At 50.4% G+C, this 13,140-nt stretch carries 12 protein-coding genes and 1 tRNA gene; 8 read left to right on the top strand and 5 right to left on the bottom strand.

Annotated elements, in window-relative coordinates; translation table 11 throughout:
* Positions 1–119: 119 nt before the first annotated feature.
* Positions 120–932, bottom strand: coding sequence for an MbnP family protein (locus CCY32_RS15955; protein ID WP_168171555.1), 813 nt, complete (start codon positions 930–932; stop codon positions 120–122).
* Between the two features lie 236 nt (positions 933–1,168).
* Between CCY32_RS15955 and CCY32_RS15950 the strand changes: the two genes are divergently transcribed.
* The 3 genes from CCY32_RS15950 (at position 1,169) to CCY32_RS15940 (ending at position 3,851) form a co-directional block, all read left to right on the top strand.
* Positions 1,169–2,578, top strand: coding sequence for a YdgA family protein (locus CCY32_RS15950; RefSeq protein ID WP_088332486.1), 1,410 nt, complete (start codon positions 1,169–1,171; stop codon positions 2,576–2,578).
* A 189-nt stretch (positions 2,579–2,767) separates the two neighbouring features.
* Positions 2,768–2,844 (top strand) — tRNA-Ile (locus CCY32_RS15945).
* Between the two features lie 353 nt (positions 2,845–3,197).
* Positions 3,198–3,851: a hypothetical protein gene (locus CCY32_RS15940; protein WP_141096253.1), complete on the top strand. Its 654-nt coding sequence runs from the start codon at positions 3,198–3,200 to the stop codon at positions 3,849–3,851.
* Positions 3,852–3,888: 37 nt separating this feature from the next.
* On the opposite strand, the gene CCY32_RS15935 is transcribed toward CCY32_RS15940, so the two are convergent.
* Positions 3,889–4,323, bottom strand: coding sequence for a hypothetical protein (locus tag CCY32_RS15935; protein WP_088332482.1), 435 nt, complete (start codon positions 4,321–4,323; stop codon positions 3,889–3,891).
* A gap of 417 nt (positions 4,324–4,740) precedes the next feature.
* Here CCY32_RS15935 and CCY32_RS15930 point away from each other — a divergent pair, with 417 nt between their 5' ends.
* From CCY32_RS15930 to CCY32_RS15910, 5 genes are all read left to right on the top strand, one after another.
* Positions 4,741–5,427, top strand: a complete 687-nt coding sequence (locus CCY32_RS15930) for an alpha/beta hydrolase-fold protein (RefSeq protein ID WP_168171554.1) — start codon at positions 4,741–4,743, stop codon at positions 5,425–5,427.
* A 96-nt stretch (positions 5,428–5,523) separates the two neighbouring features.
* The gene (locus CCY32_RS15925; RefSeq protein WP_088332479.1) at positions 5,524–6,051 is read left to right on the top strand and encodes an SCO family protein; all 528 of its coding nucleotides are present in this window, start codon (positions 5,524–5,526) and stop codon (positions 6,049–6,051) included.
* A 9-nt stretch (positions 6,052–6,060) separates the two neighbouring features.
* Positions 6,061–7,626, top strand: a complete 1,566-nt coding sequence (locus CCY32_RS15920) for a methyl-accepting chemotaxis protein (RefSeq protein WP_088332478.1) — start codon at positions 6,061–6,063, stop codon at positions 7,624–7,626.
* A gap of 204 nt (positions 7,627–7,830) precedes the next feature.
* Positions 7,831–8,220 (top strand): Cu(I)-responsive transcriptional regulator, encoded by a 390-nt coding sequence (cueR, locus tag CCY32_RS15915; RefSeq protein ID WP_088332477.1) that lies wholly within the window; start codon positions 7,831–7,833, stop codon positions 8,218–8,220.
* 84 nt (positions 8,221–8,304) lie between these two features.
* The gene (locus tag CCY32_RS15910; RefSeq protein WP_088332476.1) at positions 8,305–10,761 is read left to right on the top strand and encodes a heavy metal translocating P-type ATPase; all 2,457 of its coding nucleotides are present in this window, start codon (positions 8,305–8,307) and stop codon (positions 10,759–10,761) included.
* A 46-nt stretch (positions 10,762–10,807) separates the two neighbouring features.
* On the opposite strand, the gene CCY32_RS15905 is transcribed toward CCY32_RS15910, so the two are convergent.
* The 3 genes from CCY32_RS15905 to CCY32_RS15895 all read right to left on the bottom strand — a co-directional run bounded on the left by CCY32_RS15905 (position 10,808) and on the right by CCY32_RS15895 (position 13,129).
* A complete protein-coding gene (locus CCY32_RS15905; protein ID WP_088332475.1) occupies positions 10,808–11,458 on the bottom strand; it encodes a hypothetical protein in 651 nt (216 codons plus the stop codon).
* A 188-nt stretch (positions 11,459–11,646) separates the two neighbouring features.
* Positions 11,647–12,453, bottom strand: a complete 807-nt coding sequence (locus CCY32_RS15900) for a hypothetical protein (RefSeq protein ID WP_088332474.1) — start codon at positions 12,451–12,453, stop codon at positions 11,647–11,649.
* A gap of 355 nt (positions 12,454–12,808) precedes the next feature.
* The gene (locus CCY32_RS15895) at positions 12,809–13,129 is read right to left on the bottom strand and encodes a DUF962 domain-containing protein (protein ID WP_088332473.1); all 321 of its coding nucleotides are present in this window, start codon (positions 13,127–13,129) and stop codon (positions 12,809–12,811) included.
* Positions 13,130–13,140 lie beyond the last annotated feature (11 nt).

Here is a 13,140-nt window from a genome sequence, read left to right as displayed (position 1 = left end):
CCCGTAGCAACAGGCGCCTGTGCGGCTAATTGTTATTGTAAACAGAAAGATACCAGAGTTTTGTGGTTATACCAACAGATTCGCCCTGAATCTGGGGCCTGCGGGCGCAAGTCTGTGCTTTATATCCACTCAATGACCGAGCGTTGCAGGTTCTTCAGCACCATGGCGCAACTTTGTGATTCACCCGGCTTAAAGGTACAGCTGTTGTCCTGATTCAGTTCGATACCTTCAAGCAGACGGTCGATATGAAACACCAGCGTGGACGCCGAACCACCTGGTCGCTTCAGCTCAAACTCAAGTAAATCCGCTTTGTAGCAAGGCATTGCATCACTCTGGCTGTCGGCACAATCCACACCGCCAAGGTGAAAGGCCCAGGTATCTGAAACCGAACTCAGTTCAATGCGCGCAAACTTATGCCCTGAATGCACGGTCCAGAACATGCTCGACAGGTTCAACGGCGAAGGCTGTGTTAGTGGATTCTGGCTGGCATTATTAAGGGGCACTCCCAGCACAAAACTCAGCTGTTCAACGCCCTTAAGATCCACCTCTTTGCTGAAGCGAATCTGATGATTGCCGGGCATTTCCCCGCCTCGCCAACAGTCTTTTTGCTCAATGGAAATGAGCACTATGTCATCAGTCTGCCACTTGCTGTTTTCCAGCTTGAGGGACTGGCCATGCTGATCCTGAAAATCACTGAGGTAAAATTTGGAGTGCTCCAGATACCAGCCGCCGCCTCCCATTCCCAGAGCAGTACCACAGGGAACGGGATTGCCATCATACCTCAGTTCAACTTTCAGACGCGGTGGTGATGAGGCAAAGAAACTGCACCCGGACAACATCAGCAGCGCTGCCAGGGTCATCACCAGAGCTCTGGGAAGGCCACCAGTAGAGCCTGAGATAAACGCTTCAGAGGATGTACAAGGAGTGTTCATGATTAATTTAATTGAGCGCCAGAGCATATCGTAAAAGGGCTATGATGCGTGTTTGAACTACTCGCCGTCAAGTTGCAATAACTAATTGGAACAATTCAGAAAAGCGAATCAAAGGGAGCCCCGCAGATAAGGCTGGCAAGGGCGCCAGTAGATGACAGATACGGGTCAACTGTAGTAAGGTCGCCGGCTGATCATTAACGCCTGACGGCACTCTCGGTTTACAAGGAGCGTTTAGCATGAAAAAAGGTTTTATCATAGGTGGTACGGTAGTGGTGGCAGCGTTGCTGATTGCACCCAAATATATCGCCACTCAGGTCGAAAAAAGCCTGCATCAACAAATTGAACAAATAAACCAGCTGCCTGGGTATCAGGCCGAAATAACCGAATTGCAACAGCACTGGTTCTCCAGTCAGGCCATGCTGACCCTGGAAATGGATCTTCATGATATGGGTGCGGCAGAGGCCGACAGCACATTAACGATTCCTCCCATCACTATTGATGTGACGGTTGACCACGGCCCTCTTATACTCAGCCCAATGGGCACAGTGGGAATCGCTGGCTGGCACGCCAGCATTACCGGAGAAGCCTTAAAAACCCATCTCAGCTGGCCTCAGCAAACCCCGTTTTATCAGATAGAGGGGGTCACCAGCCTGACCGGTAACACCACCTTTGAGGACAAACTCAGCGCATTTAAAGGTTTGCCAGACAGCGCCCTGGCCAGTCTCGACTTCAGCGGCTATATCGGCAGTGGCGAACTCAGCTCGGATGCCTTCACCTACCACGGTGAAGCCGGCTCGCTCACCCTTGAGGATGAACACCTCAAACTGGACAGTCAACGCCTGAGCGTCACTATGGAAGCCGAAACGGACCTGGCCGGAATGCTGCGCGGTGACTTCTACGACAGTGATATTTTGCTGACACTGGGGCGGCTGCACGTTCAGCCGCCACAGTCTGACCAATCTATTGAGCTTAACGAACTGAAGGTTCGTGCACAGACCCACAACAATCCGCAGCAACAAACCGGTGCCATGACCCTGGACTATCGCCTTGATGAACTCAAGACCCCGGAGTTCGACGCCAGCGAATTGCAACTGGTACTGGAAGCCAGAGAAATCAGTCTTGATTTTTTGCGTGCCTATCAGGAGTTTGCCCGCAACCTGCCAGGGCAAAACGCCGATGAGATCAACCAACTTACACAGGCATTCCTGTTTGATAATTTACTGGCACTGCTTAAAACCGAGCCGGAAGTGAATATAACAACGCTAAAAGGCACCATTCCCGGTGGCAAAATGAGCGGGCAGCTGAACAGCAAACTGGTGGGTATTGAGCGCCTGCCCGATAACATCGCCGACAGAACCTTCTGGTTACAACATGCACTGGCCGATGCCGAGCTCAGTATCGACAAAGACGCGGCCGAATGGCTGGCAGCCCGGCAAATGCTGAGCCAGCTTAAGGCCAGAGTCCCGGCTGAGCAGTGGGATCAGGTGAAAATGCAAGAACTGGCGACACAGCAGGCCCCGGTAATGTTAGACAACTTCACCCAGCAAGGCATTTTGAAAGCAACTAATGAAGGTTATGAGACCCGCTTTAGCATTAAAGAAGGTGAAGCCCAGCTCAATGGTACGGTCATACCACTACCGCAATAACCGCTAGAGGGTAGCGGCCAGGCCGGTACCCTCGGCTCTCTTTTCGCCCGCAAAGACCACAGGTAAAACGCCTAAATATTCGCCTTTTGAGCGTGATGGCTGGGCCAAAGTGATGACATCATAAAAAAAACTGCTTATACTGCGCACCGCTTTGTCGCCATCAGGCAGCAAACCACACCTCGAAGAAATGGCCCTTTAGCTCAGTTGGTTAGAGCACCCGACTCATAATCGGTAGGTCCCCAGTTCAAGTCTGGGAGGGGCCACCATCTTATCAATAAAGATACGTATTAACTCGCTTTGCTATTATACTCCGTGCCTCGGATACTGTAGCCTGTTCTCACAGGAATGCTTTGGTGTAACAGCAAGTCCGGTTACGCCACCCGCTACCATAACTCCATTAATAGTCCGTTGGTTTATTGCCTTCTAAGGTCGCACCGTTGTAATGCTCAGATATTCACTTGTTCAGTGTCGAATTGTGTTTTCACTCATTCTGGTAGCATGTTTGTCTCATGTTGGTAACGCTATCGCTGCATCTTCTGAGTCTAAGACGATAGTTCTGGCTGCGCCGGAGCTTTTTAATCTTGTGGTTGAGGATGGCTCGGGGAGATATCAGCAGCTGATGAGGAAGGCGTTTAGTCAAGCCGAGCTGGCGTTTACAGAGATTCATATGCCCTTAGAGCGGGCCCTGCGGCATTTTGAGTCCGGGAAATCAGACTGTATCTATACCATGGCCGATGCAATAGCTAACAGAGCACATTTGAAGTCAGACCAACTGTTAAGCAGCTACCCCTTCAATAGCGCCAATCTGCATTTATTTACCCTGCAAACCAAACCAAAAATTTCAAACCTTCAGCAGGTGGCAGCGAATAACCATTTGATTGTGGGGTTAAACGGCTATCTGGGCTATTACAGCGATGAAATTATTCGCGAAGAGGTGTACGGACGCCTGGTGCTGGTAACGGATGAAGAACGGGCTTTGAATATGCTCCGCCAGAACCGTGTCGATGTGCTGATAGGCTTTATGCCTGACTACACCAGACATCTGAATGAACTGCATTATGATAAAAGCTTCTCGCTTGGCGAAACCCTGGATGGGCTTACTTGCCGTACGTCTGATCTCGGTATTGCCACCATTAACGCCCTCTCACTTGTCTTTAAAGACATGCATAAAGACGGTTTATTAGAGAAAATTCTGGGTGATGAGTTTATTGATTTTACTTATACCCCCAAGCACCCTTACGACTGGCTCAGCCAGGACCTGAGCAGTCAGTAAGCATTGCTTTAACGCGATAGTGCTTTTCAGATACAGCTCAGGAAGACTTCCAGGTCAGCAGGTAAACACCTATCAGGGTGATAAAGAGTCCCAGGTAGTTCTGCACGGCGAGTTTCTCTTTGAATAGCAGTAAGCCTATGGGCACCAATAGCATCGTTAACAGGGCATAGGTGAAAATAGGACCGATGGAGACTGGCCACCCGGAACGGTACATCAGCAAGTAACCCACCTCCATGCCTACAATGCTCACTCCCAGAGCAACGCTGGTCCAGTTCAGCTTGCTGAATTCAGTACTAAGTGGAGCCGTTAAGGGAAAAAGTAGTAACAGCAGCAAGCACACGATAAAACCCGTGGTGTACGTGACCATGACGGATAACAAGGGGTGAACCTGCATCGGAATCGACTTTTGAACAATATGAAACGCGGCATTTGCCATCACCACCAGCACCAACGCCCCCCAGTAGGTTTTCATCTTGCACGCTCCATTTTTACTCTGACACCCAAGCCTGTTATGGCAGTGTATGTGCTTTGAGCGTGCCGGGCAATTGAGCCTCTGACTAACGAGTCGCTCCGGCATACCCGCATTTACGTGTTATGCGCGTCATTCTGAGCGACGATCTCTGTTTTACAACCCTGTCTGTGCGTTGATTCAGACTGCATTTCACACGCATTTCACAAACGCAAAATTAGTATTCTGAATACCATGCCAGCAAGGGCTGGCAGATACCCTACAGTCACTTATCAGTCACTGCGTTTCAACAAGGCGCGGCAACAGGATGCAAAAATGAGAAGATTCGCCGTTATCAGTTTCATACTTTGTCTATGGGTTTTCCCGGCACACGCAAAGGACATCATCAAAACGCCCGCTCAGTTTGAGATGGGAAACATATTGCACTTTGACTCAAGCATATTAAACGAGCCGCGCACCTTGCAGGTGTCTCTGCCTGACAGCTACTCACAATCCGACCAACATTACCCGGTGCTGTATCTGCTCGATGGCGAGCGACATTTTCAGCATGGTGTATTGGCAGCTAGTCTGTTGGCAAACCAGGGGCTGATACCCGAACTCATTGTCGTCGGTATCCCCAGCAGTGAAGCCGTGCGGGCCCGCGACCTGGCCACAGATAAGCAGCATTTCATTCGTTTTTTGCAAGAAGAAGTGTTTGCCATCGTAGACGCCCGATATCGTGCAAATGGCCAACGCACGGTATATGGTCACTCATTAGCCGCCCGTTTTTCCATGCAGCTGATGGCCGAGCATCCCACACTATTTAGTCGTGTTATCGCCGCCAGCCCGCCTCTGCAACGTATTGACCAATCATTATTAGAAGCCCTTCAACAGCGCTACCGGGAGGGGGCAGATTACTACAACCGCGTCTATTTCACGCTGGCACACCCGGATAGCGAAGGTGCGGAGGTAGCCAGCGCCTTTACCCATTTTACTCGTGGCCTGACAGCCCATCCCCCTGAGCAGCTTACCTGGGAGTACCAACGACATGACGATCAGACCCATATCTCTAATTACTACCCTTCGCTTTTTTATGGCCTGATGAAGGTATACCAGCAACAGCCCTGAATACAGGAGATTGTTTTTATATCGAGGTTGTCGTTCAGTTTATGGGTTTTAGTCTACAGTTGAATAAAACCCAAAACGAACGAAAACCTTATCGTTATGAACAACCTGCTAAGGAATGCATGGGGTGGACTACTGTTAGCGGCGCTGCTCGCAGTAGTATTCCTGCTCCCCGGATTTTCAATCAGCAGCACCAGGCCAGTTGAAACGGATTTTCTGCGTCAAACCTCAGCCGACAAAGCGCTGGTATTTTTCGGCTTTACTGGTTGTGGCGATGTGTGTCCCGCCAGCATGACAATACTCAGACAGGTGCTGAACCACTGGCAGGTTGCAGAGTCGCGTCCTGCCGTATTTTTCATCGACATTGATCAGCGCAGTTCTGCACAACGAGCACAGGCTTATGCCAGCCAGTTTCATCAGGATTTTATCGGTGTACACGCCAACGAACCGATACTGCGATCACTCAGCGCTGACTTTAACCTGAATATTCAGCAACGCGACGACCAGATTCTGCATCGCGGACGCACCTACCTGCTGCAAAAGAAACAGCAGCAGTGGTACCTGACCAAAACATACAATCCCACCACTTTTGACCATCAAACTCTGATTCAAGAGCTATTCGAATAAGGAATCACCATGCTTCGGAACCTGCTGATTTGTTACGACGATAATATGAATGACTACCTCAAAGGTTGCTTCGAGGAAGACTTCAAGCTCGCCGATAAGATTGTGCTGATCACCCTTTTTGCCTACTTCGTGATCGTTGCCGGGCTAACATCACTGCACAATGGCTACTACATTCTTGGCCTGGTCGGCGGCGGACTGGTCTTTGGGATTTGCTTCGCTGCCTATAAGACCATTCCCGGCACATTGATGTCGCGGCTGATTATGGCAGTAGGTCTTACGGCGATGATGGCGATCAGTATTCAGCAGGCAAATGGTTTGGGAGAAGGCCATTTTCTGTTCTTTCTTAATTTCGCCATTCTGATTCGCTATCGCGATATTCTGCCCCTGCTCATGCTGATTGCAGTAACCGTGGTCCATCACCTGACAATGACCTACTGTCAGTATGTCGGTGCCGAACTATGGGGACAGTCCATCATGATTTTTTCCTGGGGGGATCAAACCGAACTCGGATTGCTGGCACCTCTGATTTATCACGTAGTGATCGCGGTAATTGGCGCCATCATTGCCACGTATTACATTCTTGAAGGGAATATCCGCTTTCTGGAAGCGAGCCGTGTAATTGGCCTGGTGCAGGAAGGCGCCAAAGGTAATCTTGCAGAGCGTATTAAGACCGACTCACCTACTGCGGTGGTGACGGCGGTGAACGGTTTCTTTGATCGACTGGGTAAGGCATTACAGGAAACATCAACCACTGCAACAGCACTAACCGAGCAGGCGTCACAGAGTTCTTCACTCGCTCATGCCAGTTCAGAGCAGGCCAATCAGCAGCAACAGGCCATCAGCATGGTGTCATCAGCAGTACACGAGATGACCTCAGCGACACGCGATATTGCACAAAATGCGGAGACAACGGCCAAAGCACTGGATGACACCGTGCACATCAGTAAAGACGGTCAGCAATTAGCGAAAAAGTTTGAAGACACCTCCACCCGACTGGCTCGCCGGGTTGAAGAGGCTACAGAGGTATTAAGCAAGCTGGAAAAAAACAGCCAACAGATCAACAGCATTGTCTCTACTATTCAGGGCATTTCTGAACAAACCAACTTACTGGCCCTCAATGCAGCCATTGAAGCAGCACGGGCAGGTGAACAGGGGCGAGGCTTTGCCGTGGTGGCTGATGAAGTGCGGGTACTGTCCCAGCGCACCCATGACTCTACAGAAGAAATTTCAGATATGATTACTGCCCTGCAAAGTAATGCAAACTCGGCCGTGACTATGATGAGTAGTTGCGTCGATATGACAGAAGAGAGCGTCAACGACGCCGCCAACGCATCGAAAAGCTTTACGCAAATTGCAGAGGCTATTCAAGACATCAGTGATATGGCCGGCCAGATTGCCACTGCAGCCGAGCAGCAAACTACCGTGACCGAGGAAATCAATAAAAACACGGTGGATATTCAATCAGTGTCAGAGCGGTTCCTTGAAGATGCCAAGCAAAGTCTGGAGAAAGCCTCTGAGCTCAATACGCTATCGACGGACTTATCTGCTCAAATCCAACAGTTCCGACTGTCTTAATAGCAGCAGGCTCTCGATAGGCAGATACGTCAGTCCTTGGAAACTGAATTGAGCCGGCCCTAGTAGTGGCTGGCCAAAAACTGGCTGGCAACACCCAAGCTTGCTGTATAAGACAAATAATCGGTAATAACGGCCAAAGCCCTTGCTAAGTATTCGCAGATTTCATTTACTGGTATTCATACAAATGATTTTGCGGAGTACATCATGAACATTGGTGAAGCGGCTAAGAAAACCGGTCTCAGCGCTAAGATGATTCGCCACTACGAGTCTCAGGGGCTGTTTCGTCCCGCCGGGCGAACCGCCGCGGGATACCGGCACTACAACCAAGAGGATATTGAAATCCTTGAATTTATTGGCCGTGCCCGGGCGCTGGATTTTTCTCTGCCACAAATCGCTGAATTGCTTGAACTCAGAAGCAACCCCAAACGGGCTAGTCGTGATGTTAAACACACCGCCGAACAACATCTGTCTACGGTAAGATTCAAAATCCGCCAGCTCAAAGCCATGCAAAAAACCCTGGAAACCATGATTGCTCAGTGCCCCGGAGATGATACGCCAGATTGCACTATTCTTAGCGCGCTGGAGACACGTTAACTTTCGCTGGCATACCGCTTGACCTTGACATAATGTCAAGGTTCATACTGATGACATCGCAATCATAACGACGAGCCAAACCGCATGGACAAAGGCGCTACAAAGCAAAATAAGTTGCACTTAAAGCTAACCGGGCTTAGCTGTGCATCCTGTGTCAAACGGGCTGAGAAAGCCTTAAACGACACCCCGGGCGTCAGTGAAGCCAGTGTGAATCTGGCTACCGAGGGTGCAGAACTCCTGCTTTCCCAGCAGGCTAAACTGAGTGATGTCACTGAATCCCTCAAAAAAGCGGGTTACCCGGCTCGCACACAACAGATTACCCTGGCGCTATCGGGTATGAACTGCGCTTCCTGTGTGGCCAAAATTGAAAAGGCGTTGCAACAGCAACCCGGTGTGCTCAGGGCCCATGTCAACCTGGCCTCCGAAAAAGCCAGAGTCGACGTGCTGGAAGGCATGGTTAATACGCAGCAACTGATCTCAATCATTCGTGAGGCCGGATATGATGCCCGCACTGAGCAGAACAATGCAGATGAACAGAGCAATCACAAGGCGCAGGAACAGCAACGTCTGAAAAAGGCCTTCTGGCTGGCCGCCCTGTTAACCCTGCCGGTATTTGTTATGGAAATGGGGGGCCACCTGGTTGCGCCGTTCCATCATTGGTTAATGGATGCCATTGGGCAGCGCACCAGCTGGGCAGTACAGTTTGTGCTGACCACCTCAGTACTTGCCGGACCCGGCAGACAGTTCTTTCGGATTGGCTTTCCCGCCCTGTTCAAAGGGGCGCCAGATATGAATTCGCTGGTTGCACTGGGTACCAGTGCGGCCTGGCTGTATTCCACTGTCACCTTGTTTCTGCCCTCCATCCTGCCCGAGGGTACGCACAACGTTTACTTTGAATCCGCTGCGGTCATCGTCACATTGATCTTACTCGGGCGTTTTCTCGAAGCGCGGTCAAAGGGCCGTACCGGAGATGCCATCAGTCGCCTGGTCAATATGCAGGCAAAAACCGCCCGGGTAAAACGCGATGATCAAAGCGAAGATGTGCCGCTGGAGGAGATTGTTAAAGGCGATCTCATTATCGTCAGGCCAGGAGAACGCATCGCCGTGGATGGCACGGTAGTCTCCGGAGACACCTGGGTGGACGAGTCCATGCTCACCGGCGAGCCTATACCGGTTGAGAAACACCCGGGCGATAAGGTAGTGGGCGGTACGGTGAATCAGAAAGGCTCTCTGGTGATCGAAGCCGAGAATGTTGGCGAAGACAGTGTTCTGGCCAATATCATTCGTATGGTGGAACAGGCGCAGGCCACACGACTGCCCGTACAGGCTCTGGTGGACAAAGTGACGGCCGTGTTCGTACCTGTGGTTATGACGCTGGCGCTTATCACACTGCTCATCTGGTTCTGGTTCGGGCCTGAGCCCTCACTCACCTTTGCACTGGTGAATGCCGTGGCGGTACTCATCATTGCCTGCCCATGCGCCATGGGATTAGCCACACCGGTGTCTATTATGGTGGGCACCGGAAAGGCAGCAGAAAACGGTATCTTGTTTCGCAAGGGCGAAGCACTGCAAATCTTGCAGGACGCCAGAGTCATTGCCTTTGATAAAACCGGCACCCTGACCCGCGGCCAGCCAGAATTGACAGATTTCCATGTGAAGGACCAACAGGATGAAGACAGGCTGCTGGCCATGGCGGCGGCGATTGAGGATAATTCTGAACACCCCATCGCCCAGGCCATTGTGCGGGCAGCCAGACAACGTAGCCTGAACTTACCCCAGGTCAGTGATGTTCAGACCCATTCAGGATTAGGCATTGAAGCCCGAATTGATAATCAACACATTCAGCTCGGTGCCGATCGCTATCTAAAAGAAAGCGCCAACTTAAGCGAATATCAGGATAGCGCCGCAAAAATGGCCGATGAGGGCAAAACCCCACTATACATGGCGGTAGATGGCGAAATTGTCGCGCTCATTGCCGTGGCCGACACCTTGCGTGAAGGCGCAAAAGAAGCCATTGAGGCATTGCATCAGGCTGGTTTTGCTACGGCAATGATTACCGGGGATAACCGTCGCACCGGCGAGGCGATTGCCGCAAAGCTTGGTATTGATCAGTGCATGGCTGAAGTGATGCCTGAGGGAAAAGTGGAAAGTATTAAAAACCTTAAAGCAAAGTATGGACAGGTGACGTTCGTTGGCGATGGCATTAACGATGCGCCGGCACTGGCAGAAGCGGATACCGGCATTGCCATTGGTACCGGCACCGATATCGCCATTGAATCTGCCGATGTGGTGCTGATGCGGGCCGATATTGGTGGTGTGGTCAATGCGCTTAAGATCAGCGGCGCCACATTGACAAATATTCGCCAGAACCTGTTCTGGGCCTTTGCTTATAACGCGTTACTGATACCGGTTGCGGCCGGCATACTGTATCCTCATTTTGGGATCCTGCTCTCACCCATGCTGGCGGCGGGCGCAATGGCCCTTTCCAGTCTGTTTGTGCTCTCTAATGCACTCAGACTGCGCCATGTTCCGATGAACTGACATAAAAAAGGCCAGCATTGGCTGGCCTTTTCTAGCGTTTCTGGGGTTAAGAACCGGTTTTTTTGGTTTTGTCCCGATGAAGTGTGGTGATGGTCTCGGCCAGTATTTCATTCTCTTCAAAAATACCGATATTAAAATCACCGGTCACCGAGACGAACTCGCCTTTATCAATTTGCTGATACCCCTTGTCATCCATCGGGTTGTACAGCATCTGCGAGGTATCCACTTTGATCTTTCTGTTGCCAGTATCAATGGTAAATTCGCGGCCATTAACCTGGGTCACCGTACCACTCAGTCTCAGATCGTTGTCGATGTAGACCGTGGTAACAGCGGGTGCCATGAGGCTTTCCTCATCGGCATCATTGGCATAAAAGTAGGTGTTCAGATCTTTTACGTAAACGCTCCCCGCCTCGATAGAGGTGGTCTCGTATAGATCATCATCCACCCGGCCATTTACCTTAACCTGGTCGCCATCAAGAATCGGGTAGGCATCGCCGTACCAGTCCCAGTCATCCATTTCGACCGTGACATAGCCTTCACCGTAATCCAGTACAAAGCTGTCAGCATCGGACTCCACCACCGTGCCATTAAGGCTAATCCAGCTTCCGTCAGGGCGAACATAGGGGTTATCTGCCATTGCCGGTGCAACTACTGCTGACGCAAGGGCAATAGAGAGTAAAGATTTGGAAAATCTCATACTTCCTCCTTTAGTCAATGAGTTTGCACGCGGTTTGATGCGCAGGCGCATGACCTGCGAGAGAAAATATTAAGACGACTGCGTATCTCTTAACGTCTTAACTAAGACCTTTGGGCACAAATAACATTTTCAAGAGCATATCTACCAGACAGGCTGATGTTTTAACAGAAGCAGACATACAAAATGTTTCAGAAGGAGCAGACGCCGCCTCTGCAAGAAGAAAATCCATTCGGATCCAACCCATACAGGCGTTTGAGCTGGTTTATCTCTTCCACTTCCTGCACCAGATAATCATTGAGTGATGCCAGCAAGGGTTCATGGTGCAGAGTAGACATCTGATAAGCCACAGCAGATTCCGGTACTGCCTTGGCAGCGACAACCAGTTGAGAGGGATCAAAGCCAAGCTCCGACGCATAATGCGCCACCGCAGTTTGGTGCAAATCCAGACCATCGATGGCTCCCATATATAAGAGCCTGACCAGCACCCGGATGGAACGATCCCGTACCAGTGTCACATCGCCGCTTTCAATACGCTGTTGCCAATGGGTACTGGGGGTAAAGCCATACAAAATACCGAGGCGCTGAAACTGTTCAAACGGCAGATTCTCGTGGGATTTGAGCACCACGGTGGTAGGAAAAAATTCAAACAGTGCGTCACTGTAGTGTAAATCAAGTTCATCGCTGCCGTTCCACAGCGGATTGTCAGGCAGGCGAAAATCAATATGCTTCTCACGGTACCAGTGATTGAAACGGGTAATGGGCAAGGACACATAATCAAACTCAATGCCCTGCCGGCGCGCGAAACGCTCGAGTATCTGGCGCAGTAACCCGAAGTCCTCAGCACTGTGGCCGTGCTCACTGGAAAAAAGAGGGTAGTAGTCAAGGTCTTCAATGCCTATCCGGTAAACCCGCTGCTCATGGGCGTGGGCCGCGACGAAAAAAAACAGCGATGCCCCCATCCACAAGAACGCTAATATTGAACCGAATGTTTTCATTGTTTACCTCTGTTGCTATGGCGGCGCGCATCTTAGAGTGACAGAGCAGCCCACGCAACAGCACAAAAGGTCTGAGGTCTTACCAGAGAGGCTTGGTTATTTCGTTCCATAACCATTTTTTCAAAAAAACTTGTCAGAATAGTCATCGCGGTGAGGTTACAAAAGACGTGCCTGTGCCTAAGTAGTAAAAAAACAAAGGAATTAATTTATTAAGGGATAAATCATGGCCTAGCGACAACTGACCATAAGCGCGTTAATGTAACGCTAAAACAGATACGTTATTTTTTATAATTAAAATGCTAATCCTAATCCAATATAAAGATTGAGCGGTGCATCGAAGGCTCGTTACAACTAACTACCAGCGCAGCTTGCCGGTCAGCACGTCTTTGAGCATCACCCAGTCCCCCATCAGGCTATAGAATGGGTACTTAAAGGTAGCCGGCTTGTTTTTTTCAAAGAAAAAGTGACCCACCCAGGCAAAGCCATAGCCCAATACGGGCAATAACCATAACAGGGCATAGTTGGCGGTCAGTAGCGAAGTAGCCAGTGTCGCCAGTACCAGCAAGCTGCCCACCACATGCAAGCGCCGACAGGTGCGATTCTTATGTTCTTGCAGATAATAGGGGTAAAAGGCCCTGAAGCTCTCGAACCTCTTATGTTGTAATGCTTCGCTCATATCACTCTCCT

Source organism: Lacimicrobium sp. SS2-24 (genome assembly GCF_002201535.1).
GTDB lineage: Bacteria > Pseudomonadota > Gammaproteobacteria > Enterobacterales > Alteromonadaceae > Lacimicrobium.
The sequence above is the reverse complement of the archived record's forward strand: the minus strand, read 5'-3'. Positions and strand labels throughout refer to the sequence as shown.